Below are 24,190 nucleotides of genomic sequence, written 5' to 3'. Positions count from 1 at the left end.
AGTCAGCCGGGGCGCGGGGCCAGATGCATGCCAGCACACGCTTCGGGCGCACGTGATGCTCGCGTTCGCGGAACGGGGGGTAAGCGGGTGATCCATTCGCGCCCGGCCGCGGACGTGGCACACGCCTCGCAAACTGGACCGGCATGAACCCCATGCGTGACCCGGACCGGATGGCGCTCGAGCGAACGCTGCTCGCGAATGAACGCACCCTGCTGGCCTACGTGCGGACGGCGATGGCGCTGATCATCGGTGGGGCGAGTCTCGCGCGGTTCGTTCCGGGGGCGCTGGCCACGGCGGGCGGCTGGGCCCTGGTGATCCTGGGCGCGGTGGGATTCGTGGTAGGGGCGTACCGCTTCCTGGTGCTTCGCCGGTATCTGAAGGGCGAAACTCCGTAAAAGGCCTCGCCGCGAGGGACATCGGCGACGCGAACGCACTTCCACCCGGGAGGCCGGATGTACCGCTTGGCCATCGTTGCAGCCGTCGCGCTCACCGCGTGCGCTTCGCTCCGGAAGGGCGAAGACGCCAACCAGCGGGAGCGCACCCGCATCTGCGTGCGGAACGCCACCGCCGGCTATGGAAACGTGATCGCGCGCGTGGGGCTGGCGCGCTACGACATCATGCCCGGACAGGAAGTCTGCCGCGTGTCGCTGGAGACGGGGGCCAACATCGTGCTCTCCGCGCGCACCGTCGGCGGCGGCGCCAACGGCCCGCTGTCGTTCAACGCCACGCTGCAGGCGGAGGTGCCGGGCTGCTGGCTGTGGGTGCTCGACAACTCCCGCGCCTATTCCGGGCACCTCCGCGAGTGCGACCGCGACGAGGACGCCATGGATTCGAAGTCGCGCGGGTAGCAGGCACGCGGCCGGAAGGCATGACAAAGGGCGGGCTCCGCGATCATCGCGGAGCCCGCTTGGTGCTTTGCTCGCCCGGAACGGCGACTTACATCATCATTCCTGACAGGCGTATCAAGGCGCCGTTTACCGCGGGAAACACGGGAACTGCTCTCGAGGGTGAGCAGATCAACCATGAGAAACGAGCAGCCCGTGCTTCGGCGCGGACTGCTCGTTTTCTGGTCGTGGATTCCGCGGTTACCGCGCCGCGGCCATCGACTGCACTGCCTGGGTTTCGAAGCGGGCGAAGTCGCGCTCCAGGCGCCACTGCAGCATGGCCTTGGGGCTGCGCCGGACGAAGGCGCGGCAGCGGGCACCCTGCATCCCTCCGGCGGACGGCGCGCACGGGGCCGCGGGGGTGAGCGACGACAGGTCGCGCCAGAGCGGGTCGCCCTCCACGAAGGCGTGCTGAAGCGACGTGCGGGCCATCATCTTGAGCGCGGGATAGCCCAGGTTCTGGTCGCGCACCGCCTTCATGTACTCCATCGACATCTCCGAGCGCGCCACGCCCTCGTCGTCCGTCGACAGGGCCACGGGCACGCCCGCGGCCATGTACGCGTGCAGCGGGTGCTCGGCGCCTCGGATGCCCAGGATCACGTCGTTGCTGGTGAGGTTGATCTCCACCATTACCCGGTTGCGCGCCATCTCACGCATCAGCTCGGCCGAGCTGTCCTCGTGCATGATGTCCACCCCGTGCCCGATGCGGCTGGCGCCCGCCACCCGCACCGCCTCGCGGATGTGGAAGCGCAGCCCCTCGGCGGGCACCAGCCCCGGCGCCAGCTCGCCCGCGTGCAGCGTCACCTTTACCCCCGGGTACAGCGGCCGCAGGAACTGGATCATCCGCATCTGCCGCGAATACTCGCGCATGGCCGTGGTGTCGTCTTCCGGCTGCACCAGGTTCAGCCCCACCACGCGGCGGTCCGCCGTGGCCAGCATGAAGCCCGTGAGGATCTGCGCGAACACGCGCCCGGGCGGCGCGGCGCGCGACACCTGGTACAGCCACCGCGCCTCCACCTCGCACCCTGGCTGCGGATTCGCCGTCCCGCAGCCCAGCACCGTGTCGCGCCGCGCCGCGATCGAAGTCAGCCGGGCGCGGCTGGCGGTGATGATCTCCGGAAGGCCGCGAGCCAGCAGCGTGTCGCGCATCGCGCCGAAATCGTCAGTCCAGCGCAGCGAGTCGCCCAGCGCGCGGGCGCCGCCGCCGTCCACCGTCAGCATCAGCTCCAGGTAGCGCACCCGGCCGATGGCAGCGCGATTGGACGCCTCGGCCAGCATGTCGCCCGTCCGGCGGTCGATGACGCCCATTCGGCCGAAGGTGGAAAAGAACTGGTTGTGGCCGCTGATGCCGCTGTTCGGCGTCCACCCCTGCATGGAGAGCGAATCGACCGACATCCGATACAACGCGCTCGTGTCGGAAAGGGTGGAGGCCAGGCGGAGCGTATCGTTGGGCGTGCACGGCCGGCGCGTGATGGCGCCCGACCGCGTGTTGACGCACAACCCGTCCTCCGCCGCCCAGCGCAGGTAGCTTTCCGCGTAGACGGCGCCGGACAGGTGGCTGTGCAGGTCTGCCCCCTTGGGCATTTCGCGGATGAAGATCGACAGGGCGCGCGGATCGGAGCGGATCCCGTCGAAGTAGCGGGCCGTCCGCTCTTCCGCTTCCCCGCCCTGCGCGGCGGCGGGAAGGGCGAAGAGGATGGCCGTGTTGACGAGCAGCGCGCGCAGGCGGGGCACACGTGCGATGGATGGATGGATCATGGGCGTTGGACCGAGTGGTGGGCGGGGGCTGCGGACGCGGGGCCTCCCTGACCGGGCCCAACTTAGTCGCGGAGCCGTGGCCGGGGAAGCATCACGACCTGCACTGGATCGATCGAAAATCGTACACCCCGCCAATTCCCGCGCAGGCACTGGCCTTCTCGTGCACCACCCCTCGTCCACCGACCGGTTTTCGGACATTCGGCGGAGAGGCGCCGCTGCCTTCCCGTAGGTCGCAAACACATGCACCGGGTCATCTTACCCGTTTGCGGGAACCGGGAACGGTGTTCGCTTTGGAGAGCCCCGAGGGCGGCCGGTCGCGCGCCCCGAATCGTTCAACGGAGCTGGACCGATGATCTCACACCGCCTCGCCGTTCTCATCCTTGCATCCGCCGCCCTGGCTGGCTGCCAGGACGCCGCGGGCCCCAGCGCCCCCGCCGCATCGTGCGACGCCGCCGTCCGCCTGGACCTGGCGCCCGGCGAAACGCGCGCGCTGAACGAAGCCCAGGCGCGCTGCATCGCGCTCGGGGTGAACGATGCCGGGTACGTGCTGGCCGGCTTCGACGCGCGGGCGCTGGACGCATCGGCGAGCGGTCCGTTCGCGGGCGAGCTGCCGGAGCCGCGCTACACCCTCGGCGACGGGGCGGGGGGAGCCGCCGCGTCGCAGAACCTGGTCGAGGCTGATGGCGGCGCCGATCGTCTCACCGGCGACCTGCGCCTGAACACCGCGCCGGCCCCGGGCGATCCGTACGCACGCGAGACCCCGTGGCGTGACGGCGAGCGGTTCCAGGTGCGGCCGATGGTGGGCGCGGGCACTGTGCCGGCGCGGGTGGTGAAGGTGGTGGGCGGCCGCTTCGTGCTGGCGGTGCTGGAGGGCGACGAGAGCGGCGCCGGGCGCGTGCTGGACCAGGCCGAGACGGCGTTGGATTTCCTGGCGGCGCAGGGCGTTCCCGTTCTCCGCGGCGCGCTGGGCGAAACCGTGCCGGTCACCAGCCCCGGCTCGGGCCAGCTGCTGATCCTGGCCGCGGCCTGGAACCCGGAGCACGGCGCCGGTGCCACCTGGTCGCGAGAAGATGCCGGCGGCGCGCGCAGCTTCGTGTGGCTGAACGTGAACGTGCGGCCGGGCAAGGGCGAGAACTTCGAGATGTACGACCACGCCAGCTATCGCCTGAAGGTGCTGGCGCACGAGATGACGCACGCGTGGCAGGTGCAGCACCTGCGCGGTGCCCACGGTGCCCCGCACGCCGCGCCGGGATCGGCCGCGTGGAGCATCGAGGGCGGCGCCGACTTCCTGGCGATGGACCTGCTGCGCCGCTACCTGGGCGTGGGCCTCACCGCCAACTGGGACTGGCAGGACCACCTGAACCCGCGCGAATCCGCCGCCATCTACGCGCTGGAGCCGGCGGATGCCCGCGGGCGGCTGCCCTGGGGCTACTACGACGCCGCCAGCCTGCTGCGCGACCTGCAGGTGCGGCTGATGAACGCCGGCCTGTCCGCGGACGCGGCGATGGCAGTGGTGGCCCGGGGCGCGGTGGAGGGCTGGTACGGCGACGACGGCGCGGGCGGCGCCTGCCACGGGCTGGTGGAGCGCGTGCGCGGCCACCTGGGCGCAGGGTGGGACCCCGCCGAGGCGGTGCTCACCTGGACCCTCACCCAGGCCGCGGACGACCGCACCAGTAACCGCGCCCTGAACAACCCCGTCTATCGCAAGGTGGGCGACCGCGGGGCCGCGTACGGGTGGAAGCCCGCGGCCGAGGTGCAGGCGGGGCGCGCGGGATCGTCCAGCTTCGGGCAGGTGAGCGGCGGAAGCTTCTTCGCCCTGGTGAGCGGCGCAGGCACCGTATCCGCCACGTCCGACACCCCCGGCATCCGCTGGATGATCGCCCGGACGAACTAAAAAGAAGGTCTCACACGGGGGGCACGGAGGACGCAGAGGAACTGCGGGAGCCCTCCCTTCCCTCCTCCGTGTTCTCCGTGCCCTCCGTGTGATCCAAATAGAAAGCCAGCCCGGGAGCGAACCCCAGGCTGGCTTTCTGTTTTGGAACTCATACCTTCAGCGCAGATCAGCTGCGCGCGCGGAAGTTCACGATGGTCTCGCGGCCGTCGGGCAGCCGCACCTGCAGCGACACCACCTGCCCCGCCCGCACCGCCTCCGACGCGGCGCGCAGCTCCTGCACCGTGCCCACCTCGCGGCCGTTGAAGCGCCGCACCACCATCCCGCGGCCCAGCACCCCGGCCGCCGGGCTCGCGGGATCCACCTCCGAGATCACCACGCCCGCCGCGCGCTCCATCCCCAGCTCGCGCGCAATCTCCGCCGTCACCGGCTCGGCGCGGAAGCCCAGCCGCCCCGTGGTTTCCGCCGGGGCGGCCACGTCCTCCTCCGCGGGCGCCGCCCGGCCGCGGGCGGCGCGCGGATTGGAGAACTCCTCCAGCCGCACCGCCACCCGGCGGCGGTCGCCGTAGCGAACCACGTCGAGCGTCACCCGGTCGCCCGGGCGCTTCTCCATCACCGTCTCCATCAGGTCGCCGGCGTTCTTCACGGCCTTGCCCTCCACGGCCACGATCACGTCGCCCATCTTCAGCCCGGCCGCCGCCGCGGGGCCGCGCGGCTCCGCCGACACCACCGCACCATCCGGCGAGGGCAGCCCGAACACCTCGGCGTCGGCCGGCGACACGTCGCGGATCTCCACGCCGATCATGGGCCGGTGCACGCGGCCGTCGCGCATCAGGTCCTCGGCCACGCGGCGCGCCAGGTTGATGGGCACCGCGAACCCGTAGCCCGAGTAGAAGCCGGTCGGCGAGGCGATGGCGCTGTTGACGCCGATCACCCGCCCCTGCAAATCCACCAGCGGCCCGCCGCTGTTCCCCGGGTTGATGGCCGCGTCCGTCTGGAGGAAGTGCTCCAGCGGGGCCTCGGCGCCGTTGCGGCCCATGATGCCCAGGCTGCGGCCCTTGGCGCTCACGATCCCCGCCGTGGTGGTCTGCCCCAGGTCCAGCGGATAGCCCAGGGCGAGCACCCAGTCGCCGATCTCCAGCACGTCGGCGTCACCCAGCCGCGCCACCGGCAGCCCGCGCGCATCCACCTTCAGCACCGCCACGTCGGTGTTGGGGTCGCGGCCCACCACGCGCGCCTCGAACTCGCGCTTGTCGGCCAGCACCACCATCACCCGGTCCATCCCCTCGACCACGTGGTTGTTGGTGATGATGTAGCCATCCGCCGAGATGATGAAGCCCGAGCCGCTGCCGGCCCTCGGCGCCTGCCCGCCCTGGCGGCGGAACATGTCCTCGAACGGCGTGCCCCGGAACTCGGGCGGCACCTGCTGCTGCGACACGGCGCGCGCGGCCGAGGCCACGCGAACGTGCACCACCGCCGGAAGCGCGGCGCGGGTGGCGGCGCGGAAGGCGCCCGAAAGCCCCTCGGCCGAGGCGATGGCACCCGGGGGCGCCACCGCCGGCCCGGCCGCCTGGGCACCCAGGTCCGGCAGCGGGTCCTTCACCATGTCGGCCGCCGTCATGGCCGTTGCGGTGCCCGCGACCAGCAGCGCGGGCATCCCGAGCTTGCGAAGCGTTGCGTTCATCGTCACTTATCTCCTGATCCAAAAACGTGGGGCGGCCAGGGACCACGCGGCCGCCGTCCTGCTGGCAAGGAATACCCGATCGTGCGAACCCCCGTTCCTGCAGGGGATTAGCGGACGATTAGCCCGCCCTTAACGCCTCTTAATCCAGGGCACCGATGAGGATTCTGATCGTAGAAGACAATCCGCGGATCGCCGGGTTCCTGCAGAAGGGCCTGCGCGAGGAGGGGTACGTGGTCGAGATGGCGGCGGATGGCGACACGGCGTGGGAGAAGGCGACCACGCAGGGCTTCGACGCCGCGGTGGTTGACGTGATGATCCCGGGGCGCTCCGGCATCCAGCTCGTCCGCGACCTGCGCGAGCGCGAGGTGCGCCTTCCCGTGCTGATGCTCACGGCGCGCGACCGCACCGAGGACAAGGTCGTGGGGCTGGACGCCGGCGCCGACGACTACCTGACGAAGCCGTTCGAGTTCTCGGAACTGACGGCACGCCTCCGCGCGCTGCTGCGGCGGGGGGGAAGCCCCGGTGCGTCGGCGGTGCTCAAGGCGGGGGACGTGGAGATGGATCCCGCCACGCGCGAGGTGCGGCGCGGCGGAAAGCCGGTGGAGCTCACGCCGCGCGAGTTCGCGGTCCTGGAATACCTGCTTCGCAACGCGGGCCGCCCGTTGAGCCGCGCGGCGATGATGGAGCACGTGTGGGGAATCCGATTCGATCCCGGCACCAACATCGTGGACGTGTGCATCAACTCGCTGAGAACCAAGCTGGAAGACCGCGACCGGGGGCTGATCCAGACGGTCCGCGGGGTGGGGTACGCCATCAAGCCCCCGGCTGGGGAGCCGGAGTGAACCGCCCCCGCTCGCTCCGGCGCGAGATCGTCGCGGGGTATTCGCTGATCCTGCTGGTGGCGCTCACCCTGTTCGCGGGCGCCGCCTACGGCATCCTGCGGCGCTCGCTGAGGAGCGCGGGCACCGAGTCACTCCGCCAGACCGCCGCCACGGCCGAGCGCTTCATTGCACCCGGCATTCCCCGCGTGGCCACGCACGAGCAGCGGCTGCCGCCCACGGAGGGCGCGGTAGAGACGCTGCGCCGCCGCTCGCGCCTGGTCACCGGCGAAACGGTGGAGATCTACGTCGCGCGCACCGGCGCCGTCGAGCAGCACGCCCTGCGCTCGTTCGTCCTGATCGCCCTGGTGCTGATCCCTGTGACGACGCTGCTGGCGGCGCTGGCGGGGCGAACGGTGAGCGACCGCATCCTGCAGCCCCTCAACCGCCTGGTGACGGCCTCACGGGAGATCGGCATCGGCGGGCTGGCGCGGCGCGTGGACGAGCCGGAGCGCCCCACCGAACTGCGCGAGCTGGCCCTGGCCTACAACGGCATGCTCGAGCGCCTTCAGCGCGCCGTCGAGGCCCTGCGCAGCTTCACCGCGGACGCCAGCCACGAACTGCGCACGCCCCTCACCGCCATCCGCGGCACGGCGGAGGTCGCCCTCGCCCGCCCGCGCACCGCCGAAGAACTGCGCGACACGCTGGAAGAGGTGGTGGACGAAACGCGCGAGATGCTTCACCTAGTAGAAGACCTGCTGACGCTGGCGCGCGGCGAGCAGGTGGAATCCGGCCCCGACGAGATCGCCGACCTGGCGGAGGTGCTTCGCGACGTGCAGGACGTGGGCGAGGCGCTGGCGGCGGCCAAGCCGGTGGATGTGCGGCTGGACGTCCCCAACGCGCTCCCCCTGCGCGGCGACGGGGGGGCGCTCCGCCGCCTCTTCCTGAATCTGGTGTCGAACGCGGTGAAGTTCACCGAAGCAGGCGCCGTGACGATCACCGCGCGCTCGATCGCGTCGACGGAAGAGCCGGCGGATGGCCGGGAATGGGTGGAGGTGCAGGTGGCGGACACCGGCAGCGGCATCTCTGCCGAGGCGCTGCCGCGCGTGTTCGACCGCTTCTACCGAGAAGACGCGGCCCGCAACCGCAGCGGCGGCACGGGCCTGGGCCTGGCCATCGCCCGTATGGTCGCCGAGCGCCACGGCGGCACGATCTCGGTTCGCAGCGCCCCCGGAGAGGGGAGCGTGTTCACGGTGCGGCTGCCAGCGAGTGCGTGAGGGGAGTGCGGGAGTGCGGGAGTGCGGAAGTGCGGAAGTGCGGAAGTGCGGCAGCATGCACGCCACTCTGTCATCCTGAGGCCCAAGCGAGCGACCCTCGCCCGCGGCACACCCCACGCGGGCGGAAGGATCTAGCCGGGGACAGGTACAAGCTCGGGCGCGGCAGCGGTCATCGATGCGTGGACCTCGGCCTTCGTCCTGGCGGTTGAAACCGCAGCTGGAAAGTCACGAAGTCCGCCTTCGCGGACTGCACGCGAAGCCGAGCGCGCGAAGCCGGCCTAAGTGCGGTTCAGGTCTCCCCCTCCCCTGCGAAGCGGGGGACGGGGGCCGGGGGGAGGGGGCTCCCAAGGCATGCGAGACAGCCTATCGAACCTCACCCGAATTTCCCCCCTCTCCGCACAGCAGGATCGTGCGGGGAGGGGCCGGGGGAGGGGCCCACCCGAAGTTCCCCCCTCTCCCGCGCCGTTTGCGGGGGAGGGGCCGGGGGAGGGGGAACCTACCCCTCCTTCAACCGCGCTTCCGCCAGTTCCAGCACGTAGCGCTTGCCGGGAAAGCGGATCAGCCGCAGGGCCTCGTCGTACGTGGCCCAGCGGTAGTCCTCGGCTTCGCGTGAAATGACCACGCGCTCTTCCTGGGTTTCCGCCAGAAAGTACACCACCTTCTTCACGATCAGCGTTCGCGCATCGCCCTTCCCCTGCGTAAAGACGTACCGCTCCTCCTCACGAAAGCCGCGGAACAGCGAGATCTGGGTTTCCCCGATGCCCGCCTCTTCCCACAGCTCGCGAACCGCGGCCTGTTCTTCCGTTTCCCCGGACTCCACTCCGCCCTTGGGAAACTCCCATATGGGACGCCTGGTGAGCGCCGAACGCATCAGCAGGTAGCGCCGCTCGCTTCCCCCGTTCCGGAAGAGCACGACGCCCGCCGCCGTCTGCGAAATTCTTCTCATCCTCCCCTCCGGCGCGTAGAGGCAGGGACGTATTTGCGTGCAATCTGCTACGGACAAAGCGCGCAGGCAACCGGCATGATGGTTGCCCGCGCCGCCGCCCGACGCCCTTGCATCCCCAGCACCTAAGATACGCGATGGACACGCGCCACCGCTCCGCCCCCGAGCCCCCCGAGAAGCCGAATCCCCGCGCCACCGCCGAAGACGTGCAGCGTGGGCGCAGGCTCCAGGAGCCGCTGCCCGTTACGGCGTCGCTGTGGAAGCGCGTGATCCACGAGTTCATGGCCGACGACATCAGCAACCAGGCCGCCAAGGTCGCCTACTACTTCTTTCTTTCGCTGCCGCCCTCGGCCATGGTCATGTTCGGCCTGACGGGCTTCTTCGGCGGGCAGGAGACGGGCGACTGGATGACGCAGCGGCTGACGACGTCCCTCCCGGCGGAGGCGTCGGACCTGGTGTCGGGGTTCGTGAACGACGTCGTCCACCGCAACGCGCCCGGCCCGCTTTCCATCGGCCTGCTGCTGGCGCTGTGGGCGGGAAGCAACGTCTTCACCGCGCTCGAAGACACGCTGAACGAGTGCTACGGCGTGGTCGCCCAGCGATCGTGGATCCGGAAGAAGCTCGTCGCCGTGGGGATGCTGGCCGCGTGCGCCCTGCTGTTCCTGGGCGGCAGCGCCGTGCTGGTGGGCGGCGGCGGGATCGCCAGGTCGCTCGGACTGGGCGAGGCGGGCCGCATGGCGTGGGCGGTGGCGCAGGTGCCGCTGGGCTTTGCGCTGATCACCGCCACCTTCTGGCTGATCTACTACGTGCTTCCGCTCAAGGACCAGTCCGGGTGCAAGAAGACGCTGCTCAAGGCGTCCGCCGTCGTCGCGGTGATCTTCGTGATCGCCTCGCTGGCGTTCCGCCTGTACGTCACCAACTTCGGCTCGTACAGCGCCACCTATGGGCTGCTGGGTACCGTTACCGTCCTGCTGCTGTGGATGTACGTAACCTCGCTCGTCGTCCTGCTGGGCGGTGAGATCGCGTCGGAGATGGAGCGCTCGGCGTAGCACGCGCGCTCCATCGCGGATCTTCCCAGTTTCGCGCGAGCTGGTTCGCCGCTACTTTTGTTTTCCGTCCATCCCGCCCGCGGTTCCTTCCCCGTTCCTCCCCGCCCGATGTCCAGCACCCGTCCCGTACTCCGCGCGTTCGTCTGCGGTCTCGCGATCGTGACCATCGTGGCCAACATGTTGCCGCCCATGGAGTTCGTCGTGGCGGTGCGGGCGGGCAAGGCTTTGCTGACGCCCGGCGTCATCGGCCTGGTGCTCCTGCTCGTCGTGGCGCCGCTGTCCGCCGCCGGCCTGGCCCTGGTCCTCGTGTGGCGCAGCTGGGCGCGCGACGACGCCCGGGTGCTCGCCGTGTTCCTGGGACTGCTGTCGTACGGGTTGGGGGGGGAAGGGACCTGGATGATGCTCAGTAGGTCGGGGCTTCCGGACTGGGCCGTGTCGATGCTGGATACCGGGATGCCGCTGGCCTCGGTCGCCGGGATGGCGGTGATGATCCGCTTCTCCAGCATCTTCCCACACCCCCTCTCGCTCGGTGACGTCCGGCCCGGGGCCTCGCGCCTCAGCCACATCGTCGCGGGCGCCCAGGCGTGGGCCATGGACCCGGCCCAGCTGCGGCGCGCGGCGGCTTGGTTCTGCGGCGTGGCGATCCTGATCCCGCAGGCGATCTCCATCGGCACCGGCCTGCGTGGTAACGAGATCGACCTCGTGGTCTACTCCAAGTACCTGGCGCTGGCCGCGCTGCTGGCGGCGGTGACGCTGAGCGCCGCGAACCTGCGGACCAACTACCGCCGGGCCGACGCCGCGGGCCGGCGGCAGATCTTCTGGGTGCTGGAAGGGTTTCTGTTCGCCACGGCGGTCGCGGTGCTCGCATCGGCGCTGAAGCTGCTGCAGAATGCCACGGGGTACCAGGCCGCCCAGGTGCACTGGTACGCTTTCGCGCTGCTCGCCGGCTTCCTGGGGCTGCTGGCGTGCCTGGCGATTGCGCTGTTTGGCTCCGGCGCGCTGGACCCGTCGCTGGCCCTGCGCCGCACCGCCGTCTCAGGTGTGCTGGGGCTGCTGGCCGTCGTGCTCTTCGCCGTTTCCGAGCAGGTGATGCAGGAGTGGCTGGGTGCGCGCCTGGGGCTCAGCGCCCGGACGGGCGGCATCGTCACCGGCGTGGCGCTGGGCCTGGCGTTCGAGCCGCTGCGCACTCGCACGTCCGCGTTCGTGGAACGCCAGCTCGCGCACTTCGGCGCGGAGGCGGAGGCGCCTGCCAGGCCGCTCCCGGCGGGCGCCGTCCCGGCCTGACCGGATGGCCCCGGCCGCACCCGCCCCGCGACTCCGCGTGCTGATCCGCTTCGTCCTCCTGATCCTGGCGGCCTACGCGATCTTCGCCGCGCTGGTCTGGTTCTACGCCGAGAGGCTGATCTTTCAGCCGCCCGCCGGCCGGTATCCGTCATCGCCCGACGCGGTGTCCATCCCGCGTCCGGGCGGCGGAAGCATCTCGGCGGTGCACGTCCGCAACCCCCAGGCGCGGTACACCGTGCTGTTCAGCCATGGAAACGCGGAGAGCATCTGGCACAACCTGGACTTCTTCCGCGAGATGGCAGCCGCGGGGTTCAGCGTCCTGGCGTACGACTACAGCGGCTACGGCCTGAGCACCGGGCGGCCGTCGGAGCGCGCCGCGTACGGCGACATCGACGCCGCGTACGACCATCTCACGCGCAGCGAAGGCGTGCCGCCTGGGCGGATCATCGCGCACGGACGGTCGCTGGGCGGAGCCGTGGCGGCGGACCTCGCCAGCCGGCGACCGGTGGCGGGACTGGTGCTGGAAAGCACGTTCACCACCATCCACGGCGCCGTCAGCGACGTTCCGCTGGTGCCCTTCGACCGGTTTCGCACCTGGAGCAAGCTGCCCAAGGTTCGCGCGCCCGTGCTGGTGATCCACGGCACGGAGGACGAGGTGATCGCGTTCGCTCACGGCCCGCGCCTGTACCAGCGCGCGCCCTCTCCCAAGCGGCACTACTGGGTGCAGGGCGCGGGGCACAACGACCTGCTGTGGGTGGCGGGAGATGAATACTGGCGGGTGCTCACAGACTTCGCCGCCAGCCTGCCCGCGGAGGAGAAGCAGTGAGGCGCTCGATGACCGTCCTGTCGATGGCGTGCGCGCTCGCGGCCTGCGGAAACGACAATCCGGCGGCGCGGCTGGGCAGCGGAGGCAACGCGCCAGCGCAGAACGCGCCGAAGCTCACCCCTGAATCCGGCAGGGGATCGCCTGCCCCGCGAACGATCCACATCCACCCCAACCACGCGACGTACCAGGTGGTGCTCCACGAGCGCGAGGGCGGCATCGTAGACAGCATCCACGTGCGCCGCGGAAAGCGCCTCGTGCAGACGCTGAAACCGTCACCGAACGCGGCGACGGCAGGCCTGGGGGCCGAACGCGTCTCCACGCCGGACCTGGACTTCGACGGCCACGCCGACCTGGCGCTGGTCACGGAACTCGCTGCCGGCACCTCGCGGTCGGACTACTGGCGGTTCGACACGGCGACGGGGCGCTACGAGTTCCTGGGCAACCACGAGACGCTGCAGGTGGACACGGCCGGGGAGGCGCTGACGACCTTCAATCGCGGCGGCCACGGCGGGCGCATCTGGACGGCGGCTCGTCTCGGCTTGATGGACGGCGCGCTGGTGCCCCTCCGCACCGAAGAGCAGGCGTGGCTGGACGATGCTCAGGTGTACGTCTACACCGTTTGCGAGAGGCGCGGCAGCCGCCTCAAGGAAGTCAGCCGCGACACCCTGGCCGACGGCGACCTTCACGCCGGCCCCAGTTGGGATCCGAACGCTGAACAGCAGGACTGATCCGAACCCGCCGGGTCCCGCCCGGCACCATCACCTCACCCCTGGAGAAACCTCATGGCCCGTCGCAGAAGCGTTTTCGTTCCCCTCTTTGCCCTGGCGCTAGTCGCCGCATTCGGCTGGGTGTATTTCGGCCCGCACCTGGCGCTGAAGAAGCTGCAGGCTGCGGCGGAGAGCGGGGACATCGAAGCGATGAACGAGCTGGTCGACTTCCCCGCCCTGCGCACCAGCGTCAAGGAGAACGCGAAGACGGCGGTTTCGCGCGAGCTTTCCAACCGCACCCGGCTGCCGGGGGTGGGGGCCATCGGCGGGATCCTCGCGGGACGGGTGGTGAACCCGGTGGTGGACCTGGCCGTCACCCCGTCGGGCGTCGCCGCCCTCACCAGCGGCCGGCTGCCCGGCGGGCGCGACGACGACGGCGCCAAGCGCCCCGGCGTTCCGAAGGAGTTGAAGAGGAAGCTGGGCTACGTGGGGATGGGCCGCTTCGAGGTGCGCTACGTGGACCGCGAGTCGGGCGACGAGCGCATCGCCCTGATCATGCGCCGCGACGGGCTGAACTGGAAGCTCACCGGCGTCCGCTTCGTCGAGGCCCAGACGCGCTGACGCTCCTCACGTCTGACGGTCGAAGACCCGTCCGCACCCGTGCGGACGGGCCTCACGGTATCCAGATATCCGTTAGCCCAAAGTCGTTTCCCACGAAGAGCAGAGGCCGATTCTCGACCCGCGCGACCGCGTAGCTCAGGCAATCGCCAAAGTTGAGCTTTGCGGGGTGCCGACCCTTGCCGAACTGGTCGAACGCTTCCACCGCGACGATCCAGTGCGTGGCCAGGAACGGGATCTCCGCAACCCGAAACGTATCCCTGAATTCCGCGATCAGCCTTTCCCAATCTGGGCCCAGGCGACGGGAGAGCACCATTCCGGTTTCGGTGAGGCTGGGGGTTCCTATCCCAACCTGCTTCTCCAGCATCAGGAGCTTAACAAGGTGATCGGAACCGTCCTCGTCAGGATGACCGCGATTGCGGCGGAGCTGTCTACGATCACTGTCTACCGTAGCCCAGCAGCTCTGCTTTTTCCTCCCGCGTGATCCGCTTACCGCGGACCTCGCAAGGGATCTTCGGCCAGACGTCGTTCTGAAGCCAGTTCATCACCGCGCCTCTGCGCTTCAGGTAGTCAGCATGATCGTGGATGATCGAGGTGAGAGCATCGGCCTCATCCAGCTGCAGTTCGGCCGCGATCTCCTGGATTAGGCGTTCCAGCTCGGGGTTATCGATGGTGATCGGCATGGCTCGGCTCCGTTCGGGTCGTCCGATTGCTTACCTACGCTAGCATGCCCATGAGCGGGCATGGTATCTCTCTTGACCATCTCTCACGGGATCGAAGTCCCGTCCGCACACGGGTCGGACCTTCAGGCTTTCCAGAGGTCCGTCAGGGGAAAGTCGTTGCCCACGAACAGCAGTGGCCGGTTCTCCACGCGCGCAACCGCATAGCTCAGGCAGTCACCGAAGTTCAGCCGCGCGGGGTGCCGCCCCTTCCCGAACTGCTCATACGCCTCCACGGCAATCACCCAGTGGTCGGATGAGAACGGGATGTCCTCCAGTTGGAAGCGAGCCTTGAAGTCGTCAATGAGCGTCCGCCAATTCGGGTGCGGGCGCGACGCGAGCACGATCCCGCACTCCGCCAGGCTGGGCGTGCCCATCCCGACCTCCGTCTCCATGACGAGACGGCGGACCAATGCTTCGAAATTGGGCTCGCGCAGGATGATCGCGACGGCCGCGGACGTGTCCACGATCATTCGGGACCGTACCCAAGAATGCACGCCTTCTCTTCGCGCGTCAGGCGCTTGCCCAGCTGCTCTGGCGGGATGTACGGCCAGACGTCGTTCTGAAGCCAGTCCATGACGAGCGCCGTCTTGCGCTCGACTTCGCGATGCTTCAGGACGAGCGCGCGGATCGCCTCCACGTCGTCGACTTCCTTCTGCTCCGCCAGTTCGCGGATGAACTGCTCCAGTTCGGGATCGTTGATCGTAATCGGCATGGCTCGGCTCCGTTCGCGTCGTCCGGTTGCCACCTACGCTAACATGCCCTGAGCGTCCGGTCCAGTGGTCAGAAAAAATCAGTCCGGACGGTGGCGCAAATCGTACTGTCTGGCCCGTCTGACACCGTGTCCTTATCTTGGCGGGCATGGTATCTCTCTTCGACATCCTGGGGCCGACGATGGTTGGGCCGTCTTCGTCGCACACGGCCGGCGCCTGCCGGCTGGGGCTGATCGCGCGCGCCGTCGCGGGCGGCATGCCCGAGTCCGTCCGCATTCAGCTTCACGGCTCGTTCGCCGCCACCGGCGAGGGGCACGGAACGCATCGCGCCATCGTCGGCGGGCTGATCGGCCTGGCGCCCGACGACCTGCGGCTGCGCGAGGCCTACGACGAGGCCAAAGCGGCCGGGCTCCAGTGGGAATTCGAGGAAATCGACCTGGGCGACGAGGCCCATCCCAACACGGCCATCTTCAACGTGACCCTGGGCGGCGAGCAGCTGGTGATCCGCGGCGCATCGCTGGGCGGGGGGCGCGTGGAGGTTTCGGAGATCGACGGGTTTCCCGTGGCCCTGGGCGGCTCGTACCACACGCTGGTTCTGCTGGCGCACGACGAGCCGGGGACCATCGCCGCCGTCGCCACCGTCCTGACGGGGCACCACGTGAACCTGGCCACCATGCGCGTGGACCGCACCGGCCGGCACCAGGACGCGCTGATGACCATCGAGGCCGACGAGCCCATCAGCGAGCCCGCGGTGGGCGCCATCCGCTCCTTCCCCTGGCTGCGCTGGGCGCGCGTGGTACCGAAGATCGCGTGAGAACAGGAGGCGGACCGGGTGACGCCCGCCGGGAACGGCTGCCGCGGTTTTTGCAGACGTGCAGGCAGACGAAACCCTGTACCGCGTAGCTGTTCATGCACAAATCCATCGAATCGCTGATCCGCGACGCCGAGCAGAGCGGCCGCCCGCTGCCCCAGGTGGTGCTGGATAGGGAGTCCGCCGAGATGGGGATCGCGCCGGAGAAGATCCGGGCGCGCATCGGCCAGACGCTGGGCGTAATGCGCGGCGCCATCGCCGAGGGGCTGGAGGGCAAGGTCCGCTCGGCCTCGGGGCTCACGGGCGGGCGCTCCAAGCGGTTGTGGGACGACGGTCCGCGCATCCTGGGCCCCCGCGTCACCACCATCCTCGCCCGCGCCATCTCCACGCTCGAGGTGAACGCCGCGATGGGGCTGATCGTGGCCGCCCCCACCGCGGGCGCCGCGGGTGTGCTGCCGGCCATCCTGATCTCGGTAGACGAGTTCGCGGACGGCGGCATGGGCGAGGACCGGCTGATCGATGCCATGCTCGTGGCGGGCGGCGTGGGCGGGGTGATCGCCCAGCGCGCCTCGCTGGCGGGCGCCGAGGGCGGGTGCCAGGCCGAAACCGGCACGGCGGCAGCCATGGGTGCCGCAGCCGTCACCTGGCTGCACGGGGGAACGCACGAGCAGATCTCCACCTCCATCGCGCTCTGCCTACAGGGAATGCTGGGGCTGATCTGCGACCCCATCGGCGGGCTAGTGGAAATCCCCTGCATCTACCGGAACGCCAGCGCCGCCATGCAGGCCATCGCCGCAGCCGAGATGGCGCTCGCGAACCTGGATTTCCCCGTCTCGGCGGACGAGGTGATCGATGTGATGGGCGAAGTGGGCCGCCGGATGCCCTCGGCGTACCGCGAAACGGCGATGGGCGGCCTGGCCGCCACGCCCTCGGCGCAACGACTGGTGCAGATCCGCCCCACCAAGCGCCCGTCCGGGGCCAGCAGCTAGGGGCGCTCACACCGGGGGGCCTCACCCGGCCGCGGTGACCGGCGTCCACCCTCTCCCACAAACAGCGTGGGAGAAAGAGGACACTTCGGGTTTGGTGCATCCGAGCCAGTCCGGTGCTCGGGCCGGCGCCCCCCATCCCCAGCCCTTCCCCCGCAAACTGCGCGGGGGAAGGGAGCCAGCCCGGTGTGCCAGGCCAGCAGAAGCGCATCGAAGGTCTCCCCCTCCCCTGCGCAGCGGGGCGGGGGCCGGGGGGAGGGGGCTGTCGCGGGATGCGGCGCACCCAGTCGAACCCGGTGCGAAGTTCTCCTCTCTCCCGCGCGGTTTGCGGGGGAGAGGCCGGGAGAGGGGGCTGCCGCAGCCTGCGACGCACCCCATCTCATTCCGTTCGAAGTTCTCCCCTCTCCCGGCGCAGTTTGCCGGGGGAGGGGCTGGGGGAGGGGCCCCTTCGCCCGCTGGACACGGCCGCTCCAAGGTGAAACTTTGTCCTGGGGCGACGCGTATCCGGTCAGGTGAATCGAATGATGATGATCCCGTTTTCCGTACTCCTGACCATCCTGGTCGCCGGCCTGGTGGCCCGCTGGGTGGTGTCGGCCTGGCCCGGCGGCGACGGACACGAGCTGGCGGGGCGCGACGCGCAGATCCGCCGGCTTCGTGAGGAGATGGATACCCTGCAGTCCGAGGTGCGGCGCCTGAGCGAGGAGCAGTCGTTCATGATGCGCCTGCTGTCCAAGGGCGACGGCCCATCCGCCGGCCAGCTTCCGCCGCCCGCGAACGAACCCCAATCGGAGAGCCCCTGATGGTGACCCGCGAGGACGTGGTGAACTTCCTGAACCGCATGGAAATGGGGTACGAGGAAGTAGACGATGGCATGTGGCTGGCCTACCCCGGCGAGCCCGATGGAGGCGCGCCCCTGGTGATCAGCCATGCACCGCCGCTGCTGGTGTTCCGCCTGAAGGTGCTCGACGCGCCGAAGGACGGGCAGAAGTGCACCGAGCTGTACCGCCGCCTGCTGGAGGCCAACGCCACCGACCTGGTGCACGCGGCCTACGGGCTGGAGCAGGACGACGTGATCCTCACCGAGTCGATGGAGCTGGAAAACCTGGACTTCAATGAGTTCCAGGCTACCGTCGACTCGTTCCAGATGGCGATCGCGACACACCTGGAGTCGCTGGCCACGTTCCGCGACTGCTGACGGCTTTCTTTTCGCTGACCAACACGTCCGGCGCACGCCCGGCCCCGCACGGCCCGGCGCACCCAAAGGACCCAGAACGGCTAGGACGATGGGGATCTTCACGAAGCTCAAGATGCTGGTCCGGTCGAACCTGAACGACCTGATCGCCCAGGCGGAGAACCCGGAGAAGATGCTCGAGCAGGTCATCATCGACATGCGAGAGCAGCAGACCCGGGCCAAGCAGGAGGTGGCACTCGCCATCGCCGAAGAGCGCAAGCTCAAGTCGCAGGTAGACGCCGAGGCCCGCCAGGCGCAGGAGTGGGAGCGCCGCGCCATGCTGGCCGTTCAGCAGGGGGGCGACGACCTGGCCCGCCAGGCGCTGATGCGCCAGCAGGAGTACGCGCAGCGCGCCCAGAGCATGCACGAGACCTGGCAGCGGCAGGTGGCCGACACCGAAAAGGTGAAGGACGCGCTGCGGCAGCTGCAGGTGAAGATCGAGGAGGCGCAGCGCAAGAAGAACCTGCTGATCGCCAAGCAGAAGCGCGCGCAGGCGCAGCGCCGCATCCACGAAACGATGGCCGGCCTGTCCGACACGTCGGCGTTCGAGACGTTCGAGCGGATGGCGCAGAAGATCGAGCACAACGAGCGCCTGGCGCTGGCCGCCGCCGAGGTGTCGGAAGAGCTCTCGGGCGACCCGCTGGAAAAGCAGTTCCGCGCGCTGGAGGCCGGCGGCGGCAGCGCCGACGTGGAGTACCGGCTGCTGGAGCTGAAGGCCAAGGCCGGGCTGGGGCTTGCCCCCGGCGCCGCGCAGCCCGCCCTGCCGCAGGGGTCGGGCGCACCGCGCCTGGGCGCCGGCCAGCCGGCCGCGCAGCCGCAGGACCTGTCGGTGCACGACGCCGAACTGGTGGACGACGACGCGGGCGCGCACACGGCGGCCGAGCGCACGGCTTTCGCGCCGCCCCCTCCGGCGGACGCGACCCAGGCGCACGGCGGCGGCAACCTGGCCGACGCGGACTTGGCCGCCCGCATCGACGCCCTGAACCGCGGCTGAGCGCGGGTTGGCCAGCAATAACAAGGCGGGGCCGGCAACGATGCCGGCCCCGCGATCACTCGTGTAAATAGAGATCAAGCCTAACTATAGTAGCAGGTAGTCGTGATTCCACCCGCGCTGTTCCATCGCTCCGAGCAGGACTCCAACTCGTAAGTGTTGCCGTCGCGGGTCTTAAGGAAATACCCGAACTTCTCCTTGCAGAGTTCGAGGCACGCAAACGCGTCTTGGGGGACGATGGCGACCAGGATCATGAGTCCCGCACCGCGGACGAGGCTTCGGCGGGCGCTACGGCCGGCTTTAAACAAGTGCCGATTCATTGCTTTTCGAGTGAGGGTTTGGGGATTGAAGGAGGGCGCCAACGCTTCAGTCGACCGGTGGCGTGAAGGTGACAGTCATCCGAATCGTGAAGGGCGCCGCACGACCATCGCGCATAGCGGGGCGGAACGGAACCTCGCGCAGGGCCGCTTCAGCCGCGGGGGCAAAGCGCGTGTCGTACCTAAGGGCAAGTTCCCGCTCCACGAGGTCGCGCGAGCCCGGCACTCGCTCCCGGACAACGATTCGGTGCTCATCTGTGGGGTTGGGAAGGGATGCGGGCGCCACCGCGCGAGCAGATTCAACGTGCCCCCGGTCGTTCACGGCCACATCGATCAGCACGGAACCGGAGATTCCGCCGCCGCGCAGCTCGGCAGGGTAATGTCTCCGCAGCGCGGCCCCGAGTACGTTGTCGTCCGGGTGGGGAAGGCTGCTTAGACCGGAGAGCTGCTGAACCTTCTGCGACGCGATCCGCCGGTCCTGCACGGCGGACCTGCTCGCCGCTAGCGGTGAAGCCCGTTCCTCTTCTGCCGCTCCATCCCCGCATCCGGTCACAACCAGAAACGCGGCGGATGCAAGGGCTAACCCGAAGCGATGTCGATTCATCCTCATCTCCTTATTCGTGAATATCGTGATTGTGCAGAAAGATTGCTCGGGAAGAAGAATGCACGCCCCCGAACCAAAGTATGTTTCCCGCCGCTTAGATGTCAAGCGTTGTGTCTCGACCCGATCACACCCTTCTCACGCCTGCCGCACTTCTCCTCGACGGTGGGGGCGCGTAGGTTACGCTTCGCCCCAACGTGCGCCGAGATCGCTACAGCCATGAGCTCCGCCGACCGACAGCAGAACCCGCCCCGACCGTCTCCCTTCGCCGTGCTCACGGCGGCGGTGGCGGCGGTGCTGCTGCTGCTCTTCGTCTACAGCGTCGCGCAGGTGCTGCTGCTGTTCTTCGTGGCGGCCCTCTTTGCGCTGTACCTGGGCTCCATCATCGGCTTTCTGGAAGAGCGCGCGCGGCTGCCCCGGGCGGCGGGGCTGCTCGTCGCCCTGGCGCTGACGGGGTTGTGGGCGTTCGCCGTCGGCTGGCTGGTGCTGCCGCCGGTGGCCCGGCAGACGCAGGCGCTGATCACGGCGCTCCCCGGGCAGATCCAGGTGTGGACGGCCAGCCTTCGCGACCTGGTGGAGCGGTATCCCCTGCTCGCGACGGTGCTGCCGCCCGAACGGCTGAACGAGCAGCTATCCACCGTGGCCGACAACGCGGGGCGCTTCGCCGCGGGCATCTTTCCCGTCGTCTTCGACACGCTGCACTTCCTCATCAATCTGGTCAGCGTGATGGTGATGGGGATTTACATGGCGCTGCGCCCCGAGCTGTACCGCGAGGGCGTGGTGCTGCTCGCGCCGCCGGTGCACCGCGAGCTGGTGCGCGACATTTTGGCGGACCTGGGCAAGTCGCTCCGCGCGTGGATCGGGGGGCAGTTCCTGGCCATGGTGTTCCTGGGCGTGCTCACCTGGATCGGCCTGGAACTGCTGAACGTGCCGTTCGCGCTGGCGTTCGGCGTGTTCACGGGCGTGGTGGTGATGGTGCCGTTCTTCGGAAGCCTGGTGTCGACGCTGCTCCCCGCCCTCTTCGTCCTGGGTGCGGGGGGCGCGGTGCAGGCATGGCTGGTGGTGCTGCTGGGGGTGGTGGTGCACCTGATCGAAGCCAACTTCGTGCACCCGCTGATCATGGAGCGGCGCGTGCACCTGCCGCCGGTGCTCACCATACTGAGCGTGCTGATCATGGCCGACCTGCTGGGCCCCATCGGCCTGCTGGTGGCGGTGCCGGTGCTGGCCTCGCTCATGGTGATCATCCGCCGGATCTACGTACACCGGCTGCTGGAAGGAAAGGGCTTCCGCCGCTTCGTCCGCGACGCCCCGGCCGAGGTCCGCGTCCCGGAATCGTCCATGAGGCTGGAAGGGGCGTCGGTGAGCATTCCGTCCATGCTCGAGGAGGCCGGTTCGGCACCGAGATAGTACGTGAGTGCGTTAGTGCGTGAGTGCGGAAGTGATCGCCTCGCGCACCACCGCTCGCGCACGCCCGGATCAAAAACGCACTAACGCACTTCACGCACTCACGCACTTCCCCGTCCGATGAATCACGACCTGACGACGTACCGCTACCTGGTGGTGGCCGAGGGGCAGTTCGGGCCACTGACCAGCAAGACGGCCAACAGCGCCGTCCGCTTCCTCCCCGACCGCGTGCTGGGCGTGATGGACTCGCGCCTGGCCGGCAAGACCGTGCAGGACGTCCTTGGATTCGGGGGCGGCATTCCCATCGTCGGAACGCTGGACGACGGGCTGGCGCTGGGGCCCACCGCCCTGCTCATCGGCATCGCGCCGCAGGGGGGCGCGCTTCCACTCGAGTGGCGGCCGATGCTGCGTCAGGCGATCGCCGCCGGGCTGCCCATCGTCGCGGGGCTTCACTCGCACATCTCCGACGACCCCGAGCTCGCCAGCCTGGCGGCGGAGCGCGGCGTGCCCATCCACGATCTGCGCAAACCGCCGACGGACCTGCCCGTGAGCAACGGGCGGGCGCGGAACGTGGACGCCTACACCGTGCTTACCGTGGGCACCGACTGCAACATCGGCAAGATGACCGCCGGGCTGCACATCCGCGACGCGCTCACCCGGCGCGGCACGAAGGTGGGCTTCGCGGCCACGGGGCAGACGGGGATTCTGATCGAGGGATGGGGGATCGCCGTCGACGCCGTGGTGGCCGACTTCATCAGCGGCGCGGCAGAGCGGCTGGTGCTGCAGGCCGCGGAGGGCAACGACGTGGTGCTGGTGGAGGGCCAGGGCTCGCTGGTGCACCCGGGCTACTCGGGCGTCACCCTGGGGCTGCTGCACGGGTCCATGCCAGACGGGATGATCCTGTGCCACCAGCCCACGCGCAGCTGCCCGTACGGCGGCGGCGGCGTGTACTCGTGGATGCCGCTCCCCACGGTGCCGGAGATGATCACCATCTGCGAGAGCGCCATCGCGCCGCTGCGGCCCGCGAAGGTGATCGGAATCTCGCTCGTCACCTTCGACATGGACGAGGCCGCCGCACGAGACGCCATCGCGCGCACGGCGGAGGAGACAGGGCTCCCGGTGACCGACCCGGTGCGCTTCGGCTCGGAGCCGCTGGCGGACGCCATCCTGGCCGCGGCCGCGCAGAAGCGCTCGGCACCGCGTCCGGGCTGACGACGTGGACGCCGAGGCCGGAGTTCTTCGCGAACGGGCGGCGGCGCTGCGGGCCGAAGCGTACCGTCTTCTCCGCGGCACGGGCGCCCTGGAGGTGATCCACGACCTCGTCGGGACGGTCGAGGTCGTCGGCAGCGTGGACCTGGACCTGATGGTGTGGCCCGACATCGACCTGTACACCCGGCTTCACCCGCACGAGGGGCAGCGCCTGCTGTCGGTGGTTCCCGCGCTTCACGGGTGCATGGAGCGGCAGGGGTACCCGGTGGTACGCGCCAGCTTCAACGACGAGTACCGGCGGCCGGGAAACCCGTACGGCGAAGGACTGTACTGCGGTTGGAAGCTCCTGTCGCCGGACCGGGAACGGGTGTGGAAGATCGACCTGTGGGCCTGGGACGATGCGGCCTTCGAAGCGAAGATGGCCGAACACCAACAGCTTGCGCGCAGCCTGGCCCGCGCGGACCGCGACCTGGTGCTGCGCATCAAGGACGCGGTGCACGTGCGGCGCGAGTACCGAGACACGATCACCAGCCGAGACGTGTACGACTTTGCGCTGTCGGGACACGGCACGAGTATCCGCGACTTCGACGATTTCGTGGCGAGGCGTGGCGACGGATAGGAGGCACAAACGAAAAGCCCCGCTGGATGGCGGGGCTTCTTCGATTTTCGGTGCGGCCGTTCAGGTCAGCAGCAGCAGGTCTGCTCGCAGCAGCAGTCCGCGCAGCAGTCGCCCTCACAGCAGCACTTGTCGCAGCAGCAGGTCTTGGGATCGGTCATGGCGTCTCGCTGGTTCACGTGGGTGCAGCCACAACGGTAACCGCATGGCGCGCCGCGCACAAGCGCGCCGGGCTCACCACTGGATGGTGCCCTGCTTGCTGGTGTCTACCTCTTCGGCGTCGCCGCTCCGGAAGAGGAACTTCTCCGTCTGGTCGTACAGGAACGTCTTGGCCTCGGGGTCGCGCACGTTCAGGCCGTTGTGGTTGATCAGCATCGTCTGCTGCTTGAGCCACAGGGCCCAGCACTCCTGGCAGATGGAGGCGTGGATGCGCTTGCCCAGGTCGTTGTTGAACGGCGCGAACGGCATTCCCGCCCTGGTTTCTCCGCAGCGCGCGCAGGTGACGTCGGCCATCTGAGTCGGTCTGTTGTTCGTGTTGGTCAGGCGCCCGCCGGGCGCATCAGCTTCCATCGAATGTAACCCGTGGCGCAAGGCGCGGTCCAATCCCCATGCCCGATCCCATTCCCGCGCGCCTTTCCGACGAGGGCCGCACCGCCACCTGGAACCCGGCGATGACCTTTGCCTCGCACGTGCTGGTCCGCGTGCGCCTTCCGGATGGGCGCCTAGAGGACCGCCGGTCGATGAACAGCGGCCGCGCCCGCGTTCGCGGCGAAGAGATCATCGAAGCGATCCTGGCGGTCGATGAACCCGGCTGATCCATCCCGTCCGGACCGGCCCCGCCCAGCCGTTTATG

At 69.4% G+C, this 24,190-nt stretch carries 27 protein-coding genes and 1 pseudogene; 19 read left to right on the top strand and 9 right to left on the bottom strand.

Translation table 11 applies throughout. From position 1 onward, the window contains the following. The first annotated feature begins 143 nt into the window (after window positions 1-143). Window positions 144-395, top strand: coding sequence for a DUF202 domain-containing protein (locus VF632_RS14995; RefSeq protein ID WP_331023724.1), 252 nt, complete (start codon window positions 144-146; stop codon window positions 393-395). A 57-nt stretch (window positions 396-452) separates the two neighbouring features. Beyond that, window positions 453-848, top strand: a complete 396-nt coding sequence (locus tag VF632_RS14990; protein ID WP_331023723.1) for a hypothetical protein — start codon at window positions 453-455, stop codon at window positions 846-848. 237 nt (window positions 849-1,085) lie between these two features. On the opposite strand, the gene VF632_RS14985 is transcribed toward VF632_RS14990, so the two are convergent. Next, window positions 1,086-2,642 (bottom strand): hypothetical protein, encoded by a 1,557-nt coding sequence (locus VF632_RS14985; protein ID WP_331023722.1) that lies wholly within the window; start codon window positions 2,640-2,642, stop codon window positions 1,086-1,088. Between the two features lie 349 nt (window positions 2,643-2,991). Here VF632_RS14985 and VF632_RS14980 point away from each other — a divergent pair, with 349 nt between their 5' ends. Continuing rightward, the gene (locus tag VF632_RS14980; RefSeq protein WP_331023721.1) at window positions 2,992-4,536 is read left to right on the top strand and encodes a hypothetical protein; all 1,545 of its coding nucleotides are present in this window, start codon (window positions 2,992-2,994) and stop codon (window positions 4,534-4,536) included. Between the two features lie 166 nt (window positions 4,537-4,702). Here the strand turns inward: VF632_RS14980 and VF632_RS14975 are convergent, their stop codons facing one another. Continuing rightward, the gene (locus VF632_RS14975; protein ID WP_331023720.1) at window positions 4,703-6,217 is read right to left on the bottom strand and encodes a trypsin-like peptidase domain-containing protein; all 1,515 of its coding nucleotides are present in this window, start codon (window positions 6,215-6,217) and stop codon (window positions 4,703-4,705) included. Between the two features lie 155 nt (window positions 6,218-6,372). Between VF632_RS14975 and VF632_RS14970 the strand changes: the two genes are divergently transcribed. Together VF632_RS14970 and VF632_RS14965 are read left to right on the top strand one after the other, a co-directional pair. Beyond that, window positions 6,373-7,059 carry a response regulator transcription factor gene (locus VF632_RS14970; RefSeq protein WP_331023719.1) on the top strand — a complete coding sequence of 229 codons (687 nt, stop codon included), beginning with the start codon at window positions 6,373-6,375 and terminating at the stop codon, window positions 7,057-7,059. Then, window positions 7,056-8,312, top strand: coding sequence for a sensor histidine kinase (locus tag VF632_RS14965; protein ID WP_331023718.1), 1,257 nt, complete (start codon window positions 7,056-7,058; stop codon window positions 8,310-8,312). Before VF632_RS14970 ends, VF632_RS14965 begins: the two co-directional genes overlap by 4 nt. A 496-nt stretch (window positions 8,313-8,808) precedes the next feature. Here the strand turns inward: VF632_RS14965 and VF632_RS14960 are convergent, their stop codons facing one another. Further along, complete coding sequence (locus tag VF632_RS14960; RefSeq protein WP_331023717.1) at window positions 8,809-9,258, bottom strand: bis(5'-nucleosyl)-tetraphosphatase; 450 nt, start codon at window positions 9,256-9,258, stop codon at window positions 8,809-8,811. Window positions 9,259-9,392: 134 nt separating this feature from the next. Between VF632_RS14960 and VF632_RS14955 the strand changes: the two genes are divergently transcribed. The 5 genes from VF632_RS14955 (at window position 9,393) to VF632_RS14935 (ending at window position 13,742) form a co-directional block, all read left to right on the top strand. Continuing rightward, entirely contained in the window at window positions 9,393-10,304 is a 912-nt protein-coding gene (locus tag VF632_RS14955; RefSeq protein ID WP_331023716.1) for a YihY/virulence factor BrkB family protein, read from the top strand. Between the two features lie 108 nt (window positions 10,305-10,412). Beyond that, entirely contained in the window at window positions 10,413-11,588 is a 1,176-nt protein-coding gene (locus tag VF632_RS14950) for a hypothetical protein (RefSeq protein WP_331023715.1), read from the top strand. Window positions 11,589-11,592: 4 nt separating this feature from the next. Beyond that, on the top strand, window positions 11,593-12,414 hold the full coding sequence (locus VF632_RS14945) for an alpha/beta hydrolase (RefSeq protein ID WP_331023714.1): 822 nt from the start codon (window positions 11,593-11,595) through the stop codon (window positions 12,412-12,414). 8 nt (window positions 12,415-12,422) lie between these two features. Beyond that, the gene (locus tag VF632_RS14940; protein ID WP_331023713.1) at window positions 12,423-13,142 is read left to right on the top strand and encodes a hypothetical protein; all 720 of its coding nucleotides are present in this window, start codon (window positions 12,423-12,425) and stop codon (window positions 13,140-13,142) included. A gap of 54 nt (window positions 13,143-13,196) precedes the next feature. Further along, a complete protein-coding gene (locus VF632_RS14935; RefSeq protein ID WP_331023712.1) occupies window positions 13,197-13,742 on the top strand; it encodes a DUF2939 domain-containing protein in 546 nt (181 codons plus the stop codon). Between the two features lie 52 nt (window positions 13,743-13,794). On the opposite strand, the pseudogene VF632_RS14930 reads toward VF632_RS14935, so the two are convergent. The 4 genes and pseudogenes from VF632_RS14930 to VF632_RS14915 all read right to left on the bottom strand — a co-directional run. Continuing rightward, window positions 13,795-14,130 (bottom strand): annotated as a pseudogene (locus tag VF632_RS14930) (type II toxin-antitoxin system VapC family toxin); the annotation flags it as partial. 46 nt (window positions 14,131-14,176) lie between these two features. After that, on the bottom strand, window positions 14,177-14,422 hold the full coding sequence (locus tag VF632_RS14925; RefSeq protein ID WP_331023711.1) for a hypothetical protein: 246 nt from the start codon (window positions 14,420-14,422) through the stop codon (window positions 14,177-14,179). A gap of 122 nt (window positions 14,423-14,544) precedes the next feature. Next, window positions 14,545-14,931: a type II toxin-antitoxin system VapC family toxin gene (locus VF632_RS14920; RefSeq protein WP_331023710.1), complete on the bottom strand. Its 387-nt coding sequence runs from the start codon at window positions 14,929-14,931 to the stop codon at window positions 14,545-14,547. Further along, window positions 14,928-15,173, bottom strand: coding sequence for a hypothetical protein (locus VF632_RS14915; protein WP_331023709.1), 246 nt, complete (start codon window positions 15,171-15,173; stop codon window positions 14,928-14,930). The genes VF632_RS14920 and VF632_RS14915 overlap by 4 nt, the downstream gene beginning before the upstream one ends. Window positions 15,174-15,319: 146 nt before the next feature. Here VF632_RS14915 and sdaAB point away from each other — a divergent pair, with 146 nt between their 5' ends. The 5 genes from sdaAB to VF632_RS14890 all read left to right on the top strand — a co-directional run bounded on the left by sdaAB (window position 15,320) and on the right by VF632_RS14890 (window position 19,193). Beyond that, window positions 15,320-15,985 carry an L-serine ammonia-lyase, iron-sulfur-dependent subunit beta gene (sdaAB, locus tag VF632_RS14910; RefSeq protein WP_331023708.1) on the top strand — a complete coding sequence of 222 codons (666 nt, stop codon included), beginning with the start codon at window positions 15,320-15,322 and terminating at the stop codon, window positions 15,983-15,985. A gap of 95 nt (window positions 15,986-16,080) precedes the next feature. Further along, window positions 16,081-16,971, top strand: a complete 891-nt coding sequence (gene sdaAA, locus VF632_RS14905) for an L-serine ammonia-lyase, iron-sulfur-dependent, subunit alpha (RefSeq protein WP_331023707.1) — start codon at window positions 16,081-16,083, stop codon at window positions 16,969-16,971. A 518-nt stretch (window positions 16,972-17,489) separates the two neighbouring features. Then, window positions 17,490-17,768: a hypothetical protein gene (locus tag VF632_RS14900; RefSeq protein ID WP_331023706.1), complete on the top strand. Its 279-nt coding sequence runs from the start codon at window positions 17,490-17,492 to the stop codon at window positions 17,766-17,768. Further along, on the top strand, window positions 17,768-18,163 hold the full coding sequence (locus VF632_RS14895; RefSeq protein ID WP_331023705.1) for a hypothetical protein: 396 nt from the start codon (window positions 17,768-17,770) through the stop codon (window positions 18,161-18,163). Before VF632_RS14900 ends, VF632_RS14895 begins: the two co-directional genes overlap by 1 nt. A gap of 88 nt (window positions 18,164-18,251) precedes the next feature. Then, window positions 18,252-19,193 (top strand): PspA/IM30 family protein, encoded by a 942-nt coding sequence (locus tag VF632_RS14890; RefSeq protein ID WP_331023704.1) that lies wholly within the window; start codon window positions 18,252-18,254, stop codon window positions 19,191-19,193. 363 nt (window positions 19,194-19,556) lie between these two features. On the opposite strand, the gene VF632_RS14885 is transcribed toward VF632_RS14890, so the two are convergent. After that, complete coding sequence (locus tag VF632_RS14885; RefSeq protein ID WP_331023703.1) at window positions 19,557-20,111, bottom strand: hypothetical protein; 555 nt, start codon at window positions 20,109-20,111, stop codon at window positions 19,557-19,559. 216 nt (window positions 20,112-20,327) lie between these two features. Here VF632_RS14885 and VF632_RS14880 point away from each other — a divergent pair, with 216 nt between their 5' ends. The 3 genes from VF632_RS14880 (at window position 20,328) to VF632_RS14870 (ending at window position 23,340) form a co-directional block, all read left to right on the top strand. Continuing rightward, a complete protein-coding gene (locus VF632_RS14880; protein ID WP_331023702.1) occupies window positions 20,328-21,515 on the top strand; it encodes an AI-2E family transporter in 1,188 nt (395 codons plus the stop codon). 117 nt (window positions 21,516-21,632) lie between these two features. Beyond that, complete coding sequence (locus tag VF632_RS14875) at window positions 21,633-22,724, top strand: DUF1611 domain-containing protein (RefSeq protein WP_331023701.1); 1,092 nt, start codon at window positions 21,633-21,635, stop codon at window positions 22,722-22,724. A gap of 4 nt (window positions 22,725-22,728) precedes the next feature. After that, window positions 22,729-23,340, top strand: a complete 612-nt coding sequence (locus VF632_RS14870) for a hypothetical protein (RefSeq protein WP_331023700.1) — start codon at window positions 22,729-22,731, stop codon at window positions 23,338-23,340. A gap of 231 nt (window positions 23,341-23,571) precedes the next feature. Here VF632_RS14870 and VF632_RS14865 read toward each other — a convergent pair whose 3' ends face one another. After that, a complete protein-coding gene (locus VF632_RS14865) occupies window positions 23,572-23,907 on the bottom strand; it encodes an oxidative damage protection protein (protein ID WP_331023699.1) in 336 nt (111 codons plus the stop codon). Window positions 23,908-23,945: 38 nt separating this feature from the next. Between VF632_RS14865 and VF632_RS14860 the strand changes: the two genes are divergently transcribed. Continuing rightward, the gene (locus tag VF632_RS14860) at window positions 23,946-24,152 is read left to right on the top strand and encodes a hypothetical protein (RefSeq protein WP_331023698.1); all 207 of its coding nucleotides are present in this window, start codon (window positions 23,946-23,948) and stop codon (window positions 24,150-24,152) included. Window positions 24,153-24,190: the final 38 nt, after the last annotated feature.

Source organism: Longimicrobium sp., from assembly GCF_036388275.1.
GTDB lineage: Bacteria > Gemmatimonadota > Gemmatimonadetes > Longimicrobiales > Longimicrobiaceae > Longimicrobium.
Note: the sequence above shows the minus strand (reverse complement) of the source record. Positions and strands in the feature narration are given on the sequence as shown.

Bases quoted from the DNA above. Each gene is read 5' to 3' on its own strand.
- VF632_RS14995 (WP_331023724.1), top strand. From the start codon at position 144: ATGAACCCCATGCGTGACCCGGACCGGATGGCGCTCGAGCGAACGCTG.
- VF632_RS14990 (WP_331023723.1), top strand. From the start codon at position 453: ATGTACCGCTTGGCCATCGTTGCAGCCGTCGCGCTCACCGCGTGCGCT.
- VF632_RS14985 (WP_331023722.1), bottom strand. From the start codon at position 2,642: ATGATCCATCCATCCATCGCACGTGTGCCCCGCCTGCGCGCGCTGCTC.
- VF632_RS14980 (WP_331023721.1), top strand. From the start codon at position 2,992: ATGATCTCACACCGCCTCGCCGTTCTCATCCTTGCATCCGCCGCCCTG.
- VF632_RS14975 (WP_331023720.1), bottom strand. From the start codon at position 6,217: ATGAACGCAACGCTTCGCAAGCTCGGGATGCCCGCGCTGCTGGTCGCG.
- VF632_RS14970 (WP_331023719.1), top strand. From the start codon at position 6,373: ATGAGGATTCTGATCGTAGAAGACAATCCGCGGATCGCCGGGTTCCTG.
- VF632_RS14960 (WP_331023717.1), bottom strand. From the start codon at position 9,258: ATGAGAAGAATTTCGCAGACGGCGGCGGGCGTCGTGCTCTTCCGGAAC.
- VF632_RS14955 (WP_331023716.1), top strand. From the start codon at position 9,393: ATGGACACGCGCCACCGCTCCGCCCCCGAGCCCCCCGAGAAGCCGAAT.
- VF632_RS14950 (WP_331023715.1), top strand. From the start codon at position 10,413: ATGTCCAGCACCCGTCCCGTACTCCGCGCGTTCGTCTGCGGTCTCGCG.
- VF632_RS14945 (WP_331023714.1), top strand. From the start codon at position 11,593: ATGGCCCCGGCCGCACCCGCCCCGCGACTCCGCGTGCTGATCCGCTTC.
- VF632_RS14940 (WP_331023713.1), top strand. From the start codon at position 12,423: ATGACCGTCCTGTCGATGGCGTGCGCGCTCGCGGCCTGCGGAAACGAC.
- VF632_RS14935 (WP_331023712.1), top strand. From the start codon at position 13,197: ATGGCCCGTCGCAGAAGCGTTTTCGTTCCCCTCTTTGCCCTGGCGCTA.
- VF632_RS14925 (WP_331023711.1), bottom strand. From the start codon at position 14,422: ATGCCGATCACCATCGATAACCCCGAGCTGGAACGCCTAATCCAGGAG.
- VF632_RS14920 (WP_331023710.1), bottom strand. From the start codon at position 14,931: ATGATCGTGGACACGTCCGCGGCCGTCGCGATCATCCTGCGCGAGCCC.
- VF632_RS14915 (WP_331023709.1), bottom strand. From the start codon at position 15,173: ATGCCGATTACGATCAACGATCCCGAACTGGAGCAGTTCATCCGCGAA.
- sdaAB (WP_331023708.1), top strand. From the start codon at position 15,320: ATGGTATCTCTCTTCGACATCCTGGGGCCGACGATGGTTGGGCCGTCT.
- sdaAA (WP_331023707.1), top strand. From the start codon at position 16,081: ATGCACAAATCCATCGAATCGCTGATCCGCGACGCCGAGCAGAGCGGC.
- VF632_RS14900 (WP_331023706.1), top strand. From the start codon at position 17,490: ATGATGATGATCCCGTTTTCCGTACTCCTGACCATCCTGGTCGCCGGC.
- VF632_RS14895 (WP_331023705.1), top strand. From the start codon at position 17,768: ATGGTGACCCGCGAGGACGTGGTGAACTTCCTGAACCGCATGGAAATG.
- VF632_RS14890 (WP_331023704.1), top strand. From the start codon at position 18,252: ATGGGGATCTTCACGAAGCTCAAGATGCTGGTCCGGTCGAACCTGAAC.
- VF632_RS14885 (WP_331023703.1), bottom strand. From the start codon at position 20,111: ATGAATCGACATCGCTTCGGGTTAGCCCTTGCATCCGCCGCGTTTCTG.
- VF632_RS14880 (WP_331023702.1), top strand. From the start codon at position 20,328: ATGAGCTCCGCCGACCGACAGCAGAACCCGCCCCGACCGTCTCCCTTC.
- VF632_RS14875 (WP_331023701.1), top strand. From the start codon at position 21,633: ATGAATCACGACCTGACGACGTACCGCTACCTGGTGGTGGCCGAGGGG.
- VF632_RS14865 (WP_331023699.1), bottom strand. From the start codon at position 23,907: ATGGAAGCTGATGCGCCCGGCGGGCGCCTGACCAACACGAACAACAGA.
- VF632_RS14860 (WP_331023698.1), top strand. From the start codon at position 23,946: ATGCCCGATCCCATTCCCGCGCGCCTTTCCGACGAGGGCCGCACCGCC.